A 19,775-nucleotide genomic window follows, 5' to 3' on the forward strand; every position below is an offset into this window, starting at 1 on the left:
CGACTAGTGGGTGGTCGGTCGATACTGCAGTGCTTCGGCCAGGTGCTCTCGGGTGATGCTATCGACTTGCTCAAGGTCCGCCAGGGTGCGCGCCACCTTGAGCAGTCGGTGCGCGGCCCTCAGCGACAAGGTCAAGCGCTCGCATGCGGTTTCCAGCCAGTTTTCGTCGGTTGTGGATAACTTGCAGTGTCGGCGCAGGCCCGGCAGGTCGAGGAAGGCATTGGCGCACCCCTGGCGTTTGTGTTGCCGCTCCCTTGCGTCCGCGACCAGGGCAGCGGCGGTTACGGTGTCATCACCAGGTTTTAGCGCAGGATTCAAAGCTGTCGCTTCGCGGGCAACCGTCAGGTGCAGATCAATTCGGTCCAGCAGCGGCCCTGACAGCTTGTTGCGATAACGCTGGATCTGGTCCGCAGAACAACGGCAGCGGCCGCTCGGCTCGCCAAGATATCCACAGGGGCAGGGATTCATCGCCGCCACCAGTTGAAAGCGCGCCGGAAAACGCACGCGGTCACGGGCTCGGGAAATCACGATGCATCCCGATTCCAACGGCTCTCTCAGCACCTCCAGCACCTTGCGATCAAACTCCGGCAGCTCATCGAGGAACAGCACGCCATGGTGGGCAAGGGTGATTTCACCGGGCTGTGGTTTCGAACCTCCGCCCACCAGTGCCGGGCCGGACGCCGAATGGTGCGGTTGGCGGAACGGTCGTTGAGGCCAATGGCTCAACGGCACACAACTGGTGACCGATTGAATCGCCGCGACTTCCAGCGCTTCACTCTCGGCCAGTGGCGGCAGCAGGCCAGGCAAGCGACTCGCCAGCAAAGTTTTCCCCGTCCCCGGTGGCCCACTGAACAGCAGGTTGTGAGCGCCCGCAGCGGCGATCAGCAAGGCGCGTTTGGCGGCGAGTTGGCCCTGCACCTCGCTCAGGTCGGGATACGGCTTGCTGACGTGCAGCAACCCATTGGAGACATAAGGCTCGATGGGTGTATGACCGTTGAAATGTGCGACCACCTCCAACAGATGATCGACCGCGATCACCTTCAAGCCCGAAGCCAGGCACGCCTCTTCGGCATTCGCCCGCGGCACCACCAGCGTGCGCCCGGCCTTGCGCGCTGCCAGTGCCGCCGGCAATACGCCTTTGACCGGTCGAATCGTCCCGGATAACGCCAACTCACCCAGAAACTCGACATCTTCCAGCGCCAGCGTCGGCACTTGAACACTCGCCGCCAGCAGCCCCAAGGCGATCGCCAGATCAAAACGCCCACCGTCCTTCGGTAAATCGGCCGGGGCGAGATTCAAGGTGATGCGCCGCGCCGGAAATTGCAGCCCGGAATTGATGATCGCACTGCGCACCCGGTCCTTGCTTTCTTTCACCGCTGCCTCCGGCAAACCCACCATCGTCAGCGACGGTAAGCCGTTGGCCAGATGGACTTCTACGGTGACGGCGGGTGCTTCGACGCCGACCTGGGCGCGGCTATGGACGATGGCCAGAGACATGATCATTCCTTGATGACGGCAGCCGCGTCCTGCGGCGTGATCAAGGATAGTCAGGGCCGGGAAGAGGGCGGGGGCAGAACTTCTACGGCATGTGTCTTGATCGGCAGAGATCGCTCGTAACTGCTCAATGTCGAGTCCAGCAGGCACGCCCCCAAGCACGCCCTGGCTGAACAGGATGTGCGGCAACGACGGCTACGATAGTAGCCGTGCGGTGCTCAAATCCAGAAAACCGACTCAAGCCGAGGTGGTTCGTGACCTCAATATCGGTATGGCAACCATGAAGGAAGCGTCACGGGAACAAGGGTTAAGCTTTGGGCGGAGAAATGCTAGGTGTTGGTTGATTCGCTTCGGCGGCGCGAACATGAACTTGCATGTAAGGCATGGATGAAAAAGCCTTGGAAAACATAGGTGCCAGCAGGCGACCGCCAAGCGCATTAAGATGATTATCATCTAAATATAGCGGTTCCCCACTTTTGCTTCCATAACAGACTTTTTCATCGCAGAGGTAGGGCAGCGGATCAAGAATGTGCACACCGCATTGCTCATGGGCTTGATCTTGAATGCTCCAGACAAAATCATTGCGCGCTTTATATTCTTCACGACTGAGGGTGAAGTCGCGCGGACTACCCAACAGCATCTCCTTGCCGACCGCATCCGGTACTTCAACCTTCATTTCCGGTATTGGACGCATGAGGTAAACCGGGCGCTTTTTAGCCATGGCGCACGCACCCTCAATATAGAGTTGACCGAATTCCTTTAGCGAGTCAGAAGAAGGCTCATCAACGGGTGTTGAGGCATAGGCCTGTGGTTTGCGCTTCAGTGTTTGATCAATGCCGTTGTATCCAAGTGGATACATGGACGTTCGGTTGATTATAATCAGCGGCACCTGGCTCATTTCTGTTTCCAGCGTTTTTGCAAGCTGCTCTTTCATGTGGATGCAAGGATCATCATGATTGTTGCTGAAGTGTTCTCTGATGTTCAAGCCGGGAACTGGCAAGCAACCGGGAGCCGCTTCAAAATAAATTCCCTGCTCCGGCGTGGACAGAACGCCTTGTGCGACTGTTACCAAGGCCGACGCATGACTATCGCCGATGATGATTGCCTTGATGTCCGGCCCCCCATACACACAGGGAACCCCTTTAGCCAGGCATTCCCCGCCGCGGGGATTATTTCCGATCTGGGCCTTCTCTATCATCTGGATGATTTCCGCAGGCATGCGGTCAGATAAGCCGTCCTTGTTCACTACAAACTGAGCCGCGCTCACACTCAAGATCACCAGGCCTGCCAGGGACGCTACAGCACGAGGTAGACTCGATTGCTGCAACCCACGCCTCACCGGCTGCTCCACCATCCGATAGGAAAGTTCGCTCATTAGCAACGCCAGCAGAATCGCCCCGGTTATCCAGAGGGTATTGTCCTGCTGATAAAAAAAGAATAATCCGGCCACCAGAGGCCAATGCCATAGGTACAAAGAATAAGAGCGCGTGCCCAGCCATTTGGTAATCCGATTGTTACTCCACAGAGAATCCTCACGCTTCGCCGCCAGCACCATCACTGCGCCTATTGTCGGGAGCAGCGCCAGAAACCCGGGCCATGCATCAGAAGATTCTAACGAAAATATCGAGGCTACAATCAAGAACAGCCCGCCAGACTCCAATGCTCTGCGAGCAATCAGCGACAGCTTCAGTTCCGACACAAGCAGGAAGCACAGGCCGCCAAGAAGCATTTCCCAGGCCCGTGACTGTAAAAGATAAAATGCTTGTTGCTGCGAAGTGTTAGTCAGCCATAGACAGGTTGAAAATGAGCAAGCCAGCGCAATCAAGTGAACAAAGATCATTGCCTTCTTGCCTGGGAAAAACTTCCATACGGCGGTCAACAAAATTGGCAGTAACAGGTAGAACTGCCATTCGACGGACAATGACCATGTATGGAGCAGCCATTTACTATGGCTCGCGCTGTCGAAATATCCCGACTCTCTCAGGTAACTAATATTGGACAGGAAGTATAAGGATTGACGAGCATGTTTTGCGAGCAACTTGTATTCATTGGGCGCCAGGAAAAACCAGCCCAATACCAGCAAAATGGCGGCAACAACGATGAGTGCGGGTATTATGCGTTTTGCTCGCGACCAGTAAAATGCAAATATGGAGAAATTACCCTGTTGCAATCCTCTGGCAATAATGCCTGACATCAGGAAGCCTGAGATGACAAAAAAGACATCGACTCCAACAAACCCTCCATGCAGTCCGCCAATATTGAAGTGAAAGAGTACAACCGCAGTGACCGCTAAGGCTCTTAATCCATTTATATCTCGCCGGAACGCATTGCCCTCTGCACTAAATCTTCCATTACACATCGTGTTCAGGATTTCCAGCCAGCGTCTGATCAAGTTCATGTTTCAGCTTTGCTCGAGATAAAAAGGCAGCAAGATAATGCCTTATTATTTTTAAATCAATAAAATGATTGGGGTTGGGTAGGCGCTTTGTGTTGGTATTAGGGGGTGGTCTAAGAATAACTTCCTAATCTGGTGAAATAGGCCCTGCCATCTGGAGCATCGTTCGATGCAGCAGCTGTCCTTTGCCGATGGCGAGCACTCCGGCAAGCGCAAGTAAACCCGCCGCGAGAGATTCCTGATTGAGAGGGTTCAGGTCGTGCCGTGGCAGGCCCAGACAGTATTGATCAAGTCCTTTGGTCGGCCAGTCTATCCGTTAGCGGCGATGCCCAATTGGTGCCTTACGATGGGTGTATTGCTATACAACATAAGCAAGTTATGAGCCCCTGTCGTGGCAATCAGCAGTGCGCGCTTGGCCGCAAGTTGGCCCTGTACTTCATTTAAGTCTGGATAAGGCTTGCTGGCGTAGAGCAAACCATAGGAAACAAACGGTTCTACGGGCGTGTGGCCATTGAAGTGCGCGACCGCCTCCAGCAGATGATCGACAGCATTACCTTTAATCCTGACGCCAGGCACGCTTGCTCGGCATTTGCCCGCGGCACCATTAGCGATCGTCCGGCCTTGCGCGCCGCGAGTGCCGCCGGCAATACACCACGAACCGCTTGCACCGCGCCTGATCGCTGTCTGGATTGATCGAACCCCACGCCAAGAACGTGGGGTTCTTTTTTGGAGGTTCAGAATGCTTGGAGCATTCTCGAAGCGCGTTTCCACCACGGGGCATTGACTGTACGTCGTGGCCGTTCCTCATCAGGCAACATGTGCGGAACATCTTGCAGCCGAATCCACGGCTGGTTGTTCCAGTGCAGCAAGCTCAGCGACATTTCCGGCCAGTTCAACAGGCTCAGTATCGGGCGTTCGGTTGTGGCGGGTTGTTGGGCATCTCTGAGGGCTGGAACCACGTCGTGGGTCAGCCATTCGCGCAAGCCTCGGTATTCGGGGCAGTAGTGATAAACCAGCAGCGCATACACGCCGGACTCGCTGATCAAGAGCGTATGTTCGATGCAGCCGTGGATGTGCATTGTCACGGTTTGGTGTTGATCAGGATCGAGTTTGCGTAGCGCTCGTTCGTCGAGGAATAGCCGAAGCAACCGACCGAGGTCACGGGCACTGAACCAGGGTTGGTTTTCCAGCAGCAGGGCGTGGAGGTGGAGTTTGTGGCGGGTGAAGACGTGGGGGATCAGATAATTTTCATCCATGGTGCAGTACCCAAATTCGCTTGAGGGAAACTGCCACTGATCGTCGCCAAACAATAAGGGTGGCAGCTGTGCGCGGGTTGGCGAACCGGTGCAAGCGAATACCGGCAGACCCGAAGATCTCCCACACACAGCCGCCATAATTTGAGTCGGGAAAAAATGCCCGGTATCAGATGTGGTCGCGGTGCATCGCAAGCTTTCCAGGTCGCCAAACCCAGTGCTGAACATTCAGCTGAGGTGAGCTTAGAAACCGGGGCTGTGCGGCGCAATCGGAAAGCGGTGGTGGTTTTTGTAGGAAAGGGCCGGGATGTTGGCGCGGCAAAGATCAAAGGATCGCAGCCTGCGGCAGCTCCTACGCCGGTGGATTCAACCTGGCTTCCAGCTCGGCGACTTTCGTCTCAAGACTCTCCAGCCGTGCCCGGGTACGCGCCAGGACGACCATCTGGCTGTCGAATTCTTCTCTGCTCACTAGATCAAGCTTGCTGAACCCGCTTTGCAGCAGGGCTTTGAACTGGCTTTCGATTTCACTTTTTGGCAGCGAGGTTTCGCCGCTGAACAGGCGGGTGGCGTGGCCGCTCAGGGCGTCGAGGAGGTCTTTGGGCGCGAGCATGGTGGAAGTCCTTAAAACTGATGGCGGCAGTGTATCACGCAGCGTCTATAGTCATTTGCGCGGGCACGGATGCACGCTTTTCGCGCATGTTGCCGGGCGTTGTTGCACCGTTGTTGTGCGTATCGGTGGTGGCGATTGGGTATTGGCGCCCGCAGTATCGACCAAATGATTGAAATCAGTGGTTTCTCACGAGATGGCAAGCTTTCTGCTTAGTCCCTTGTGAACCATGCACTGATGCAGTCGCTGTGACGAATGCAGTGCGGCAGGCGGAGCGGGGAGTTTCGTCAGGAGCGGTTAACTGGCGTCAGTCGGGAGAGTAGGGCCGACGATGCGTTACAAAGCCAGGCACTGCGCTTAGACTTGAGTCGGGTTTGTTTTCCTGGGGCAAGTCCACCAATTCGGGAGAGAGTTTTCATGAAGCTAGTCACTGCCATCATCAAGCCGTTCAAACTGGATGACGTACGCGAGTCGTTGTCCGAAATCGGCGTGCAGGGCATTACCGTTACTGAGGTCAAAGGCTTCGGTCGGCAGAAGGGTCACACCGAGCTGTATCGCGGCGCGGAGTATGTGGTCGATTTCCTGCCCAAGGTGAAGATTGATGTCGCCATTGACGACAAGGATCTTGACCGGGTTATCGAGGCGATAACCAAGGCGGCCAACACCGGCAAGATTGGTGACGGCAAGATCTTCGTAGTCAATCTGGAACAGGCTATTCGAATCCGTACCGGCGAAACCGATACCGACGCAATCTAAGCCGCCAAACCCAACGCCCCAGGAGAAAACAAAATGACTCTGCGTAAATTCGCAGGGCTAGGAGCCCTGTTGTCCATCGTAATGCCCGGCCTGGCCATGGCGGCAGATCCGGTGGCTCCTCCAGTCCTCAACTCCGGCGATACCGCCTGGATGTTGACCTCTACCGCCCTCGTGCTGTTCATGACGATTCCAGGCCTCGCGCTGTTCTACGGCGGCATGGTTCGTTCCAAAAACGTTCTTTCGTTGATGATGCAGTGCTTCGCCATTACCGGCCTGGTCACCATCCTGTGGTTCATTTATGGCTACAGCATGGCGTTTGACACGACGGGCATGGAAGCAAACGTCGTCAACCTCAACTCCTTTGTCGGCAGCTTCGCCAAGGCCTTCCTCGCCGGCATCACGCCTGCCAGTATTACTGGCCCTACGGCGCTGTTTCCCGAGGCGGTGTTCGTCACCTATCAGATGACGTTCGCGATCATCACCCCGGCGCTGATCGTCGGTGCGTTCGCCGAGCGGATGAAGTTCTCCGCGATGATGGTGTTCATGGGCCTCTGGTTCACCCTGATTTACGCGCCGATCGCGCACATGGTCTGGAGCGGTCCGGGTTCGCTGTTGGGCGACTGGGGCGTGCTCGACTTCGCGGGCGGCACCGTGGTCCACATCAACGCCGGTGTCGCAGGTCTGGTGGCGTGCCTGGTACTGGGCAAGCGCAAAGGCTTCCCGACCACGCCGATGGCTCCGCACAACCTCGGTTACACCCTGATGGGCGCCGCGATGTTGTGGGTCGGCTGGTTCGGCTTCAACGCCGGTTCCGCTTCAGCCGCCAACGGCACTGCCGGTATGGCCATGCTGGTGACTCAGATCGCTACCGCCGCAGCGGCCCTGGGCTGGATGTTCGCCGAGTGGCTGACCCACGGCAAACCTAGCGCGCTGGGTATCGCTTCGGGCGTGGTCGCAGGTTTAGTGGCGATCACTCCGGCTGCGGGCACCGTTGGCCCGATGGGCTCGCTGATCATCGGTCTGGCAGCGGGCGTGGTGTGCTTCTTCTGCGCCACGACCCTGAAACGCAAACTGGGTTACGACGACTCCCTCGACGCCTTTGGCGTGCACGGCATCGGCGGTATCCTTGGCGCGATTCTCACCGGTGTATTCGCGGCTCCTTCGCTGGGTGGCTTCGGCACCGTGACCGATATCGCGGCACAAGTCTGGATTCAGTGCAAAGGCGTGGGCTTCACGGTGATCTACACCGCGATCGGCACCTTCATCATTCTCAAGGTGCTGGATGCCGTCATGGGTCTGCGAATCACCGATGAGGAAGAAGCGGTCGGCATCGACCTGGCTCTGCACAACGAGCGCGGCTACAACATGTAAGTTTGCGAAAAAAAAGTGCCCGGCTTGCCGGGCATTTTTTTGTCCGGGATTTGTCATTACAGGAACAGCTGAAAGGATTTTTCATACGCCATAAGTAGTGTTTACGGTGGCGGTTTTTCTTGGGCCAATGGCTTACAGCATTGCAGGAATATTAGGGCCTTTGTTTTTTCCCAGAGCGCGCTAGAATGCGCCCCGAACGTGCGGAGAACTGTATGTGGCAACAGACTCTGATAACCCTGCGGGCGCGGCCCCGGGGCTTTCATCTGGTAACGGACGAGTTACTCGCCGGCCTGCCTGAACTCAAGGCATGTCGGGTCGGTCTGTTGCATTTGTGGCTGCAGCATACCTCGGCGTCGTTGACCATCAACGAGAACGCCGATCCGGCGGTACGTCGCGACTTCGAACGGTTTTTCAATCGGCTGATCCCACAAGGAACAGCCGGCTATGAGCATAACGACGAAGGCCTGGACGACCTCCCGGCGCACTTCAAGGCCAGTTTGCTAGGCTGTCAGTTGAGTTTGCCGATAATGGCGGGCCGATTGGCGTTAGGTAGCTGGCAAGGTGTTTATCTGGGTGAGCACCGCGATCATGGCGGTGCTCGCAAAGTCCTCGCCACCGTGCACGGTGAAGAGGCATAAACCGCTGGTTACCAGTGGATGTTGAATTTTTTCCGGCGGTCGTCGACAGACGACAAAGCTGGGCTATAACTAATCTGCTTTTCGCAAGTCATGAGGTAGAACATGAGCGACGATGATCTGGAAAACGACGACCTCGAAGTAGGCGACGAAGACGAGACCGAAGAAGGCCTGGAAGCAGCGGCGGAAGACGTTGCTGACGACGATGGCGGTGATGACACACCGGTCCCGACCGCCAAAGGCAAGGCCAAGGCTGCGGTGTCGGTAGACGAGCTGCCGAGTGTCGAAGCCAAGAACAAAGAGCGTGATGCTCTGGCACGCGCGATGGAAGAGTTCCTTGCCAAAGGTGGCAAGGTTCAGGAAGTCGAGGCCAACGTGGTGGCAGATCCGCCAAAGAAGCCTGATAACAAGTACGGCAGCCGGCCTATCTAAGCGCCTGCTACGTGCTTGCTGAAAAAGCCCGCCGTCGCTGCGGGCTTTTTCATGGGTGAAACAAAGTCAAAAGATCGCAGCCTGCGGCAGCTCCTACGCCGATCAATGTAGGAGCTGCCGAAGGCTGCGATCTTTTCAGGCACCACTCAAATCTTGGCCGTGTTCCACCGGGCCAACAACGCTGGCAACTCGGTCAAACTGCGAATCTCGGCATCTGGCGCCTTGTCGGCTTCCCACACCTTGCCCGCCGGGTTGAACCAGATTGCCCGCAACCCTGCCTGCTGAGCACCGGCAATGTCATCGCCCGGATGATCGCCGATATGCACTGCGGTTTCTGCAGTCGCGCCGCCGCGTTTCAGGGCTTCGTGGAACAGTCGGGCATCGGGTTTGGCGATGCCGATATCCTCTGCGCACAAGATGAACTTGAAGTAATCCGCCAACCCCAGCCGTCGCACATCCGCATTGCCGTTGGTGACCACGCCCAAGGCGTAGTGATTGGCCAGAATCTCCAGCGTCGGTTGCACCTCGGGGAAGATTTCCAGCTGATGCCGTGCATGCAAAAACACTTCGAAGCCCTGATCCGCCAGTTCGGTAGCGTGTTCATGGGCGTAACCGGCTTCTTCCAGTGCGTGAAACAGCACCCGGCGACGCAGGGCGCTGATACGGTGCTTGAGGTGTGGTTCGTGGCTCAATACCCGCTCACGAATGGTCCACAAATGATCTACCGGCAAGGCACCGAGGTTCGGCGTGTGCTCGGCCAGCCACTGGCGCAGCACCGCTTCAGCGCTGACGATCACCGGGGCGGTGTCCCACAGGGTGTCGTCGAGGTCGAAGGTGATCAGTTGGATTGTCATTGCTCATCGCCTTTGATGCGTTTGGCCCTTGGATGGGCGCTGTCGTAGACCGTGGCCAGGTGCTGGAAGTCCAGGTGGGTGTAGATCTGCGTGGTTTTGATGTCCGAGTGGCCGAGCAACTCCTGAACCGCGCGCAAATCTTGCGAGGACTCCAGCAAGTGGCTGGCGAAGGAGTGTCGCAACATGTGCGGGTGCAGGTTTTGCCCCAGTTCGCGTTCGCCGACAGCTTTGACCCGCGCCTGAACGGCCCGTGAGCCGAGGCGCCGGCCCTTCTGGCTGACGAATACCGCATCGTCCACCGGGTTCGCCATAGCTCGCAGTGGCAGCCACAATTCCAGGGCTTCGCGAGCTTTTTTGCCGACTGGCAGCACTCGGGTTTTGCTGCCTTTGCCAAGCACTTGCACCAGGCCGTCTGCCAGGTCGAGCTGTTCAAGGTTGAGCCCGGTCAGCTCCGACAGGCGCAAACCGGACGAGTAAAACAGCTCAAGAATTGCCTGGTCGCGGCGGGCCATGAAGTCGTCTTCAACGGCACCATCGAGCAGTTGCAGCGCACGGTCGGTGTCGAGGGTTTTCGGCAGGCGGCGCTCGCCCTTGGGGGGCGCCAGGCCGTTGGCTGGGTCGTGGTCGCAGAGGCCTTCGCGGTTCAGGTAGTTATAGAGCCCGCGTACTGCCGAAAGTAGCCGCGCCAGGCTGCGCGAAGATTGTCCTTGCGAGTGCAAACGGGCGATCAGGCTGCGCAGGCGCTGGATGTCCAGCGCGGTCCAGCTGTCGATGTTCTGTTTCTTGCAGTGCGCCAGGACCTTGTTCAGGTCGCGACGGTAGGCTTCAAGTGTGTGAGGCGACACCTGACGCTCACTGCGCAGGTGCTCGCAGTAGGCGTCCAGTTGTCGTTCCATGGTCAGCGTACCGAGCGTAGCGAAGTGTTGACCCGTGGCAGCACGCGGCCCATGACTTCAGCGATATAGCTGAGGAACAACGTGCCCACCGAACTTTTGTAGTGCTGCGGATCGCGACTGGCGATGGCCAGGACACCGTGCAGGCCTTGATGGCTGATGGTGACCACGGCGGTGGAGCCGATCTGCTTGCGCTGTTCTTCGCCAAACAGGAAGTCCAGCTCGTGTTCGCGCAGGCTGCCGCTGACGCTTTTGCCTTCCGACAACAAGCCGCCGATTGCCTTTTGCGCTTCGGCATCGGTCACCCAACGGCCGACTTGCAAGGGTTCGTCGCTGAACAGGATCAGGCTGACAAAGGGCACCTGGAAGTCCTGACGCAGGCTGTCTTCGACGCTGATGACCACATCGTCCAGGCTGCCGGCGTCCATCAACGCGAGCGTCAGTCGCCGGGTCTTGTCGAACAGCCGGTCGTTGTCGCGGGCGACGTCCATCAGCTGCGAGAGGCGATGGCGCATCTCGATGTTGCGTTCGCGCAGGATTTTCATCTGGCGTTCGACCAACGAGATGGTGTCGCCGCGCTGGTGCGGAATGCGCAGCGCCGGGAGCAGTTCTTCGTGCTCGACGAAGAAATCCGGATGAGCCTCCAGGTACGCGGCGATCGCCGCCGCCTCAAGGCTTTCGGAAGGGGATTCGTCGGGCTGTGGGGCTGGAACCTGAGGCTGATCAGTCATGTATTTCGCTCACTCAAAGACGCACTTGTCCTTCGTATACGCGCACTGCCGGGCCGGTCATCATCACCGGTTGGCCAGGGCCTGCCCACTCAATGGACAAGCGCCCGCCGGGCAGGTCGATCAATAGCGGCGAATCCATCCACCCCTGGCTGATCGCGGCCACTGCGGCAGCGCAGGCACCGGTCCCGCAGGCCTGGGTTTCCCCGGCGCCGCGTTCCCAGACGCGCAACTGCGCACGGCTCCGGTCGATGACCTGGAGAAAACCGACATTGACCCGTGCGGGGAAGCGCGGATGATTTTCGATCTTCGGTCCCAGCTCATGCACCGGTGCGTTGTTGATGTCACTGACCCGCACTACGGCGTGGGGGTTACCCATGGATACTGCGGCGAGCTCGACAGTTTGACCATCGACTTCGACCTGATAACTCAAGGCCTGAGCCGGCGCCTGGAACGGAATGTCAGCCGGCACCAGTCGCGGTGCGCCCATGTTGACGCCGATCTGGCCGTCGCTGCGGATATCCAGCTCAATGATGCCGCTTTTGGTCTCGACGCGAATCTGCCGCTTGGCGGTCAGGCGCTTGTCCAGAACGAAGCGCGCGAAGCAGCGCGCACCGTTACCGCATTGCTCCACTTCGGAACCGTCGGCGTTGAAGATCCGGTAACGGAAATCCACGTCCGGGTTGCTCGGCGCTTCGACGATCAGCAACTGGTCGAAACCGACACCGGTGTGCCGGTCGCCCCATTGTTTGGCGTGCTTGGGCAGAATGTGCGCGTGCTGGCTGACCAGGTCGAGGACCATGAAGTCGTTGCCCAGGCCGTGCATCTTGGTAAAACGCAGCAGCATGGCTTACTCCGGCAGCAGGCTTTCGCCAGCAAACAACTCGGCTACCGTCTCGCGGCGACGCACTTCAAATGCCTGATCACCGTCCACCAGCACTTCGGCGGTGCGGCCGCGAGTGTTGTAGTTGGAGCTCATGACAAACCCGTAGGCACCGGCCGAATGCACGGCCAGCAAGTCGCCTTCTTCCAGCGCCAGTTGACGGTCCTTGGCGAGGAAGTCGCCGGTTTCGCAGATCGGTCCGACGATGTCGTAGGCGCGCGCTGGAGTTGCACGCGGGCGCACGGCCGTGACGTCCATCCAGGCCTGATACAGCGCTGGGCGGATCAGGTCGTTCATGGCCGCGTCGACGATGGCGAAGTCTTTGTGTTCGGTGTGCTTGAGGTACTCGACCTGAGTCAGCAACACGCCGGCGTTGGCGACGATGAAGCGGCCCGGCTCGAACACCAGCGCCAGATCGCGACCATCGATGCGTTCGCGTACGGCTTTGATGTAGTCGGCAGCCAATGGCGGCTCTTCATCGCGATAACGCACGCCCAAACCACCACCGAGGTCGATGTGGCGCAGGTAGATCCCGCAATCGCTCAGGCGGTCGATCAACGCCAGCAGGCGGTCGAGGGCATCGATGAAGGGCGCCAGGGTGGTCAGTTGCGAACCGATGTGGCAGTCGACGCCGACCACGTCCAGGTTAGGCAATTGGGCGGCACGGATGTACACGTCTTCGGCGTCGGCAATAGCGATGCCGAACTTGTTTTCTTTAAGACCGGTAGAAATGTATGGGTGTGTGCCGGCATCGACGTCCGGGTTGACCCGAAGCGAGATCGGCGCGCGAACACCGAGTTCGGCAGCGACGACTTGCAGGCGTTCGAGTTCGTCGGTGGACTCGACGTTGAAGCAGTGCACACCGACTTCCAGGGCGCGACGCATGTCGTCACGGGTCTTGCCGACACCGGAGAAAACGATCTTGTCGGGCTGGCCACCGGCGGCCAGAACACGTTCCAGCTCACCACGGGAGACGATGTCGAAACCAGCGCCCAAACGCGCCAGGACATTCAGTACACCCAGGTTGGAGTTGGCCTTGACCGCAAAGCAGATCAGGTGCGGCGTGCCGGCCAGAGCATCGGCGTACGCCAGATACTGGGCTTCGATGTGCGCGCGGGAGTAGACGTAGGTGGGTGTGCCAAAGCGCTCGGCGATGGCGGACAGGGCAACACCTTCCGCGAACAGCTCCCCGTCACGGTAGTTAAAAGCGTCCATGATGTTCCCTTAGTAGGTGCTGGTGCTGTGCTGGTGCGCTTTGGACTGCGACGACTTCGCCTGTTCTTCAGGAGATTTGCTGTCATCGGGCAGATACAGCGGACCTTTTTGACCACAGGCAGTGACAAGGCAGGCAACCGCGACGAGCGCAGCAAGGGAAGAGATCAGGCGCTTCATGGCGAAATCCTTGAAAATGCGTTAATTGCGCCGGAGTATACCGGCCACCCGGCAGCTTGCCTATGCGATGGACCACCCGTCCGGCGGGCCTTTGCCTGTGGCTGGTGGTCAAGCGGCGCGAGGCGCGCGGATATTTTCCACCCTAGTCCGCTGCTTGGTCGGTATCCTTTGCAATCGCTGGGGCTCGGCCGTATCTTGCGGCGCTTGAGCGTGAGTAGACACTTTTTGAGGTTCCTGCAATGAGTTTGACTGAAGCCCGTTTCCACGATCTGGTCGATGCCACCCAGCAGACGCTGGAAGATATTTTCGATGAGAGTGGCCTGGATGTTGATCTGGAAAGCTCGGCCGGTGTGCTCACCGTCAAGTTCGAAGGCGGCAGCCAGTTGATCTTCAGTCGCCAGGAGCCCTTGCGTCAGCTGTGGCTGGCGGCAGTGTCCGGCGGCTTCCACTTCGACTACGACGAAGAAAGCGAGCGCTGGATGTGCGACAAGAGCGAAGAGCAACTTGGCGAGATGCTCGAGCGCATTGTCGGCGAGCAGGCCGGCACCAAGCTTGATTTTGAAGGTCTGTGATCTTGTGACCGAGGCAGCTCCTGCCCGCCCGCCAAAGCCGCTGTACAGCAACGTCAGCGCGGCTGTGCCGTCGCCATGCACCAGCGTTTGTCGACTGGACGAGCAGAAAGTCTGCCTCGGTTGTTTTCGCCACGTCGAAGATATCCGCGAATGGCGCTCTGCCGACGATGATCGACGCCGGGTGATTTGCGCCCAGGCCCAACAGCGCAAGGCCGCAAACCACCCGTAGGAGCTGCCGCAGGCTGCGATCTTTTGATCTTGCCCTTTACAGACTTCTGCACCAATCGCGACACGCCGGAAAGATCGCAGCCTTCGGCAGCTCCTACAGGGATCGTGCGGGCTGTCCGGTGCTGGCTTGTATATTTATTGAGCTGTGATAGTGTCCGGATACGCCTCAACTCATCGAGGTCCGTGAAAACCCCGCCTATTTCTGGCGGGGTTTTGCTTTTGTCGTGCAGAAAAAAGGAGTCTGCCTCAATCATGACCGCACCTTCCATCATCCTTACCCGCCTGGACGTGCAACGTCTGGAGCGTTTGATCGACAGCCTGGATGACTCGCTGCCAGGTGTTATCGCGCTGCAAACCGAACTGGATCGCGCCGATACACTGGTCGGTCACGATGAAGTGCCAGCCGATGTCGTGACCATGAACTCGCGTGTGCATTGCCGTGAAGAAAGCAGCGGCAAGGACTATCACCTGACCCTGGTTTATCCACAGGACGCGAATGCCGACGAAGGCAGGATTTCCATTCTTGCGCCGGTAGGCAGCGCATTGCTTGGTCTGAAAGTTGGCCAGCACATCGATTGGCCGGCACCGGGTGGCAAGACCCTGAAGCTGACACTGCTTGAAGTCGAATCGCAGCCAAAGAACGGCGGCGACTGCAAGTTCTGAATAGACCCTGGCCTCAGACCTGTTCAAGAGCCTTGTTCAATGCGCGCTCCAGGTCTGCCTTGTAGCGCAGGTAAAGATTGCTTGAGCTCTGACCATCACCGAGCAGGCCGGACAGGTCCAGGTCGGTGATGTAGCAGCGATAGTGTTGCGTCTCGCGACGTTGCCCGACAATCTCCTGCGCGACCACGGCAAATAGCTGGTCGCCGTTCTCCAGTTCGGAAAACTCTCGCTGATTGCAATACAGGGTGACCTGTCCTTGCCCCGGTACGGCTTTGCCGACTATCGCCTGGACGTCGTAGAACGGCTTGTTCACCGGTGTCTGCGGTGCCGGCCGTGGTTCGACCCGGCGTGCACGGCTGGTGCCGGATGGCAGCAGTTGGTAGTACAGGGTTTCCAGCGTCGTCACCGATTGGGCGGCGTCCATCGGCAGCAGCGCGTCACGGCGATACAGGATCGATTGCAGGAAGCGTTGCAGTGGCACCAGCAGGCTTTGCTCGTCGTGATACGGCTGGCGCTGTTGCCACAGGGCATTGAACTCATCCAGCACGTACAACTCGGCGTAGGCATCGTGGATGCGGTAGAACACCTGAATGCAGTCGGGCTGGCCCATTGGCAGGATCAGCGCCAGGTCGTGATCCTCCAGCGCCATCGGGTCCAGTTGCAGCGGGCTGTAGCGAGTCAGGTCTTCGCTCAGGTAATCGAGCAGAGCCGGCAAGCTGGCCAGCGCGACATGCTTGACCTGGCCGGGCACCAGTTCCAGCACGTGGTAATGCTGCTGGACCTGAATCAGGTAGCGATGATTGAGCTGGCTGAGCAGCAGGTTCTGCGCGGTATCGAGGATTTCTTCGACACGTTGGGCGATGAACTGCGCACGGTTATGGCAGAAGCAGCGCACTCGCAGTCGAGGTTGCTCCGGGCCCCTCGGCAGGTTGTTGAGGTAATCGCACAGGCAGTCGAGCAGGGCGTGGGCGCCGTCGTAGCGGCTGACCAGCACTTCGTTCCAGCTGTTGAGCGTGACCTGATCGAGGGTCAGCACCAGGTTCTCGCGCACCCCGGCGTAGCTCAGCGAGTCAGTGCGCTCGGTGGTCATCAGGATGTTCAGGTCGCGGTGGTGCTTGAGCGGGTCGACGCCAACGTTCACCAGGATCAGCACCTCGCTCGGCACGCTGGCGCGCAGCAGTTGTTCTTCGCTGACGCTGGTCAGGGGCAGGGCGATAGTCTGTTGCAGGCTGCCCAGCAGGTTGAACAGCTCGAACTCACTCAGGTCGCTGTTGCCAGGGTGTAAGGCCAGGCGAGTGCTGCTGTCGATCACGCCGTTGCGGTGGCACCAGGTCAGCAGTTCCAACAGTTCGCGGCTGCGCTTGATCGGCGCGAAATGCTCCCACTCCAGATTGCTCAGGTTGCCATTGTACAAACCCCAGTGGGTCTGCCTCCGCTCTTTCTTGTTCGCTGACTGGACGAGGGTCAGTGTGTCTTCGGCAAGATCCGGTGCGATGCCGGGGTTGATGAACTCGATCTTGTCGGCCTTGCGTTCGAAGGCGGCATACAGCCTGCGGCCCAGCACATTGAGGTCGCGCTTGTTGATCAGGCTGACGCTCTGCTCGGTACGGGCGAACTGGGTCAGGAAGCGATAGCTGTAGTTGAGCTCGTTGACCAGGGCCCGGCGTTCGGCGCTGACCTGACGGACCTTCCATTGGCTGCGGCTGTCGAGCATCGCCAATTGCCGATGATCCCAGCCCCATTCTTGAGCCAGCCGCTCAAGCAGCAACCGCTGCCAGCTTTTGTTGCGCTGGCCACTGTTGCCGGTCAGCTTGCGATTGACCTTGAGGTATAGGGCGCGCCGAACCAGTTCCAGGCGCTCTGGTTCACCTCGAGTCGTGAGGTACTCCTCGATGCGCCGATAGACCACGATGTACGGGTCGAGCTCATCCAGATCGAGGCGGTTGGCGAACACGGCTTGCTTGAAGCGCAGGCTCAGGCATTCGACGTTCGGATGTTCGCTGGCGTAGACCTCGGTCAGTAGCAGTTTGAGCACCGACTTGTAAGGTGACTCGATACCTTTGAACAACTGCCAGAGCCCGGCCCCGATGTACTCGCCGGGCGGAATGTGCGCCAGGTGGCCGAGATCGAGGGTTTCGTCGGCGCGGATAAAGCGCTTGGATAGCAGTGTATGGGTGTACTGATCGTAACCGGCCTCTTCGTATACCGGCACCAGCCACCAGATCGGCGTGCGCCCGGCGAGCCAGATGGCAGTGCGATAGAACTCGTCCAGCAGCAAGTAGTGCTGCGTAGTGCCGCAGTTGTCGGAGCTCAATTGGCTGTCGCGTTCGCCACGGACGAAACGTTGCGGGTCGATCAGAAAGAAATGCGCCTCGGCGCCCTGGCTGGCGGCCCAGACTTCCAGCAACTGGCACTTTTTACGCAGTTCGGCGAGTTCGTTTTCACTCAAGTCCGAGGCGTGGCAGACCCACACGTCCATGTCGCTCTGATCGGCCTGGGCGAGGGTGCCGAGGCTACCCATCAGGAACAGGCCATGAATCGGTCGCGGCGGATTGCCGTGGCGGGGCTTGTAGGAGAAGGAGCGGGTCAGGCGTTGCGCTTCGGCGAGCGCCGTGGCGTCAGGCTCGAAGCTCGACAGCCCGGCCGGCGTGCTGCCCGAGACGTAACCTGGCAACAGCGGGTGATTGACGTGGAAGAACAGCGGCAGCAGGGTCAAAACCCCTTGTTGGCGGGGCGACAGCCCTTCCATGGCTCTGGCCAAGCGGCCGTCATTGAGCTTCAGAAAGCGCGCGCGCAACTGGCTCAGAACCTTGCGATCGATTCCGTCGTCCAGATCGGGGCGGATTTCATGGGTGCGGGTCATGTCAGCTCAAACCGGCTCGAAGTGCTCGAACGTGGGAAGGTCTCAGGGCGGTGGGCAGTTTACAGCCTGACGCTCAGGACTTTTAAGCTGAATTTTGGATTCTGGCGTCAATTTTCTATCGATGGGCGACAGTCTGCCCGCGGAAATCCCGTAGCAGGGGTTTCCGTGGGCGATGCAGCAGCGATTATGCGGTTTCTTCGACAGACAGAATGGTCAGAACTGTCTGAACATTTTGTGCAGCGTCACGGCCCAGGCTGGTCAGATAACCGCCATCGGGCTGGGTGATCAGTTCTTTGTCGAACAGGCGTTGTGCGGCGGCAATGGCTTTCGGGGCAGCGGTCTGATGGATTTTCAAACCTTCCTGGGAACTGTCCAGGTTGAAGAGTGCAAGGATTTCCAGTTCGGCAACCAGCTCAGGGGTAAGCGACATAAGGACTCCAGACTTTCTAGGAATAGACGACAGCGCCCCTAAGGTGAACGCACTCGGGCGAGCTGTCCAGTGTTGGCTGTAGGAGCAAGGCTTGCCCGCGATGAACGATGACGCGTTTTATCTGTTAGACGGCGGTGCGGCTATCGCGGGCAAGCCTTGCTCCTACGGATTGATCTGGTGATTTACTTCTTTTCTGGCGGCAACTCTGGCAGTGCGCGCAGTGCGGTTTCATACCATTGGGTATTGAACGCGCGGTCTTCTTCGAGGATTGCGTCGATTTCAACGGCCAGCACATGGGCCATCAGTTGCAGGATTTCTTCACGCTCGTAACCGACCAGGGTCAGTTTGTTGAACGTTGCCTTGGCCGCTGGCGGGTTGTCGCTTTCGATCTGGTTTTCGATCGCTTCGATCAGGGTGGTTTCGGCGAACTCTTCTTCGTCGATGTCGTCGTCTTTGTTGGTGCCGGGGATTGGCTCGCTCATGGCAGGCTCCTCAAGGAAAGGTCGCCAGTTTACCTGCATTCAGCAGTGTGATGCTGGCGAGAGCGGCGCTGACGTTCTATAACAGTCGCTGCCAACCCCCTGCACGGCCTGGAGGCCATGTGATGCTCAAACTTTATGGATTTTCCGTCAGCAACTACTACAACATGGTCAAACACGCGTTGCTGGAGAAGGGCCTGCCCTTTGAGGAAGTAGCGTTTTACGCCGGGCAAAGCCCTGAGGCGTTGGCCATCAGCCCGCGCGGCAAGGTTCCGGTGCTGGGTGTCGAGCAAGGTTTCATCAACGAGACCAGCGTGATTCTTCAGTACCTCGAAGAGACGCAATCGGGTCCTGCGCTTCTGCCCAAAACACCCTTCGAGCGGGCTCAGGTTCTGGCGCTGGCCAAGGAAATCGAGCTGTACATCGAACTGCCGGCTCGCGCCTGTTTCGCTGAGGCCTTCTTCGGCATGTCGGTGCCGGACGCGATCAAGGAAAAAGCCAAGGCCGAGCTGCTGCTGGGGATTGCGTCACTGGGGCGTCATGGCAAGTTCGCGCCGTATGTGGCAGGCGCAAGTTTTAGCGTGGCGGATCTGTACTTCCTCTACAGCATCATTCCGGCCTGCGCGGTCGCTAAAAAGCTCTTCGATCTGGATCTGTTGGCCGAGTTGCCAGCCGCCAGGGCGTTGCTTGAGCAACTGGAGCAGACACCGCATGCCAAACGCATCGCGGCAGACAAGGACGCGGCGATGCCGGCGTTTTTGGCGATGATCGCCGCCAAGAAGTAGGTCTTGTGGTGATCTGAAGTCAGTCATCGCGGGCAAGCCTTGCTCCTACAGGATTTACGTCG

Annotated in this window: 21 protein-coding genes and 2 pseudogenes; 9 read left to right on the forward strand and 14 right to left on the reverse strand. The window is 58.6% G+C overall.

All coding sequences use genetic code 11. The annotated features are described in order from the left end of the window. Positions 1-3: 3 nt before the first annotated feature. Both ACIPIN_RS15265 and ACIPIN_RS15270 read right to left on the reverse strand, forming a co-directional pair. A complete protein-coding gene (locus ACIPIN_RS15265; protein ID WP_401119923.1) occupies positions 4-1,497 on the reverse strand; it encodes a YifB family Mg chelatase-like AAA ATPase in 1,494 nt (497 codons plus the stop codon). Between the two features lie 304 nt (positions 1,498-1,801). Beyond that, entirely contained in the window at positions 1,802-3,892 is a 2,091-nt protein-coding gene (locus tag ACIPIN_RS15270) for an acyltransferase family protein (RefSeq protein ID WP_401119925.1), read from the reverse strand. 166 nt (positions 3,893-4,058) lie between these two features. On the opposite strand from ACIPIN_RS15270, the pseudogene ACIPIN_RS15275 reads away from it, so the two are divergent. Next, positions 4,059-4,217 (forward strand): annotated as a pseudogene (locus ACIPIN_RS15275) (IS5/IS1182 family transposase); the annotation flags it as partial. Between the two features lie 41 nt (positions 4,218-4,258). Here the strand turns inward: ACIPIN_RS15275 and ACIPIN_RS15280 are convergent. The 3 genes and pseudogenes from ACIPIN_RS15280 to ACIPIN_RS15290 form a co-directional block, all read right to left on the reverse strand. Then, positions 4,259-4,566, reverse strand: a pseudogene (locus tag ACIPIN_RS15280) (ATP-binding protein); the annotation flags it as partial. Between the two features lie 57 nt (positions 4,567-4,623). Further along, positions 4,624-5,145, reverse strand: coding sequence for a Bro-N domain-containing protein (locus ACIPIN_RS15285; protein ID WP_401119927.1), 522 nt, complete (start codon positions 5,143-5,145; stop codon positions 4,624-4,626). A gap of 349 nt (positions 5,146-5,494) precedes the next feature. Next, positions 5,495-5,752, reverse strand: coding sequence for an accessory factor UbiK family protein (locus ACIPIN_RS15290; protein ID WP_401119928.1), 258 nt, complete (start codon positions 5,750-5,752; stop codon positions 5,495-5,497). A gap of 414 nt (positions 5,753-6,166) precedes the next feature. Between ACIPIN_RS15290 and glnK the strand changes: the two genes are divergently transcribed. From glnK to sutA, 4 genes are all read left to right on the forward strand, one after another. Then, the gene (glnK, locus tag ACIPIN_RS15295; RefSeq protein ID WP_002555808.1) at positions 6,167-6,505 is read left to right on the forward strand and encodes a P-II family nitrogen regulator; all 339 of its coding nucleotides are present in this window, start codon (positions 6,167-6,169) and stop codon (positions 6,503-6,505) included. 33 nt (positions 6,506-6,538) lie between these two features. Beyond that, entirely contained in the window at positions 6,539-7,876 is a 1,338-nt protein-coding gene (locus tag ACIPIN_RS15300) for an ammonium transporter (RefSeq protein WP_401119930.1), read from the forward strand. 212 nt (positions 7,877-8,088) lie between these two features. Then, on the forward strand, positions 8,089-8,514 hold the full coding sequence (locus ACIPIN_RS15305) for a secondary thiamine-phosphate synthase enzyme YjbQ (protein WP_401119931.1): 426 nt from the start codon (positions 8,089-8,091) through the stop codon (positions 8,512-8,514). A gap of 102 nt (positions 8,515-8,616) precedes the next feature. Then, positions 8,617-8,943 (forward strand): transcriptional regulator SutA, encoded by a 327-nt coding sequence (gene sutA / locus ACIPIN_RS15310; RefSeq protein ID WP_019694242.1) that lies wholly within the window; start codon positions 8,617-8,619, stop codon positions 8,941-8,943. Between the two features lie 146 nt (positions 8,944-9,089). Here the strand turns inward: sutA and ACIPIN_RS15315 are convergent, their stop codons facing one another. From ACIPIN_RS15315 to ACIPIN_RS15340, 6 genes are read right to left on the reverse strand one after another with little or no spacing between them, the layout of a single operon-like run. Beyond that, positions 9,090-9,797 carry an HAD family hydrolase gene (locus tag ACIPIN_RS15315; protein WP_401119933.1) on the reverse strand — a complete coding sequence of 236 codons (708 nt, stop codon included), beginning with the start codon at positions 9,795-9,797 and terminating at the stop codon, positions 9,090-9,092. Beyond that, positions 9,794-10,693, reverse strand: coding sequence for a tyrosine recombinase XerC (gene xerC / locus ACIPIN_RS15320; protein ID WP_401119935.1), 900 nt, complete (start codon positions 10,691-10,693; stop codon positions 9,794-9,796). The genes ACIPIN_RS15315 and xerC overlap by 4 nt, the downstream gene beginning before the upstream one ends. A gap of 2 nt (positions 10,694-10,695) precedes the next feature. Continuing rightward, positions 10,696-11,421, reverse strand: a complete 726-nt coding sequence (locus ACIPIN_RS15325) for a DUF484 family protein (protein WP_401119937.1) — start codon at positions 11,419-11,421, stop codon at positions 10,696-10,698. Positions 11,422-11,434: 13 nt separating this feature from the next. Further along, a complete protein-coding gene (gene dapF, locus ACIPIN_RS15330) occupies positions 11,435-12,265 on the reverse strand; it encodes a diaminopimelate epimerase (protein ID WP_071552818.1) in 831 nt (276 codons plus the stop codon). A gap of 3 nt (positions 12,266-12,268) precedes the next feature. Then, complete coding sequence (gene lysA / locus ACIPIN_RS15335; protein WP_401119939.1) at positions 12,269-13,516, reverse strand: diaminopimelate decarboxylase; 1,248 nt, start codon at positions 13,514-13,516, stop codon at positions 12,269-12,271. A gap of 9 nt (positions 13,517-13,525) precedes the next feature. Next, entirely contained in the window at positions 13,526-13,693 is a 168-nt protein-coding gene (locus ACIPIN_RS15340; RefSeq protein WP_401119941.1) for a lipoprotein, read from the reverse strand. 239 nt (positions 13,694-13,932) lie between these two features. Between ACIPIN_RS15340 and cyaY the strand changes: the two genes are divergently transcribed. The 3 genes from cyaY to rnk all read left to right on the forward strand — a co-directional run bounded on the left by cyaY (position 13,933) and on the right by rnk (position 15,156). After that, positions 13,933-14,265 carry an iron donor protein CyaY gene (gene cyaY, locus ACIPIN_RS15345; protein ID WP_401119942.1) on the forward strand — a complete coding sequence of 111 codons (333 nt, stop codon included), beginning with the start codon at positions 13,933-13,935 and terminating at the stop codon, positions 14,263-14,265. Between the two features lie 4 nt (positions 14,266-14,269). Next, the gene (locus ACIPIN_RS15350; protein ID WP_401119944.1) at positions 14,270-14,494 is read left to right on the forward strand and encodes a DUF1289 domain-containing protein; all 225 of its coding nucleotides are present in this window, start codon (positions 14,270-14,272) and stop codon (positions 14,492-14,494) included. A gap of 251 nt (positions 14,495-14,745) precedes the next feature. Continuing rightward, a complete protein-coding gene (gene rnk / locus ACIPIN_RS15355; RefSeq protein ID WP_071552822.1) occupies positions 14,746-15,156 on the forward strand; it encodes a nucleoside diphosphate kinase regulator in 411 nt (136 codons plus the stop codon). A 13-nt stretch (positions 15,157-15,169) separates the two neighbouring features. Here rnk and ACIPIN_RS15360 read toward each other — a convergent pair whose 3' ends face one another. From ACIPIN_RS15360 to ACIPIN_RS15370, 3 genes are all read right to left on the reverse strand, one after another. Further along, positions 15,170-18,019 carry a class I adenylate cyclase gene (locus ACIPIN_RS15360; RefSeq protein ID WP_401119945.1) on the reverse strand — a complete coding sequence of 950 codons (2,850 nt, stop codon included), beginning with the start codon at positions 18,017-18,019 and terminating at the stop codon, positions 15,170-15,172. A gap of 184 nt (positions 18,020-18,203) precedes the next feature. Next, the gene (locus ACIPIN_RS15365; protein WP_071552824.1) at positions 18,204-18,449 is read right to left on the reverse strand and encodes a TIGR02647 family protein; all 246 of its coding nucleotides are present in this window, start codon (positions 18,447-18,449) and stop codon (positions 18,204-18,206) included. A gap of 182 nt (positions 18,450-18,631) precedes the next feature. Next, positions 18,632-18,931: a hypothetical protein gene (locus ACIPIN_RS15370; RefSeq protein WP_401119947.1), complete on the reverse strand. Its 300-nt coding sequence runs from the start codon at positions 18,929-18,931 to the stop codon at positions 18,632-18,634. A 122-nt stretch (positions 18,932-19,053) separates the two neighbouring features. Between ACIPIN_RS15370 and ACIPIN_RS15375 the strand changes: the two genes are divergently transcribed. After that, complete coding sequence (locus ACIPIN_RS15375) at positions 19,054-19,713, forward strand: glutathione S-transferase family protein (RefSeq protein ID WP_401119948.1); 660 nt, start codon at positions 19,054-19,056, stop codon at positions 19,711-19,713. Positions 19,714-19,775: the final 62 nt, after the last annotated feature.

Source organism: Pseudomonas sp. NPDC087697 (genome assembly GCF_044743155.1).
GTDB lineage: Bacteria > Pseudomonadota > Gammaproteobacteria > Pseudomonadales > Pseudomonadaceae > Aquipseudomonas.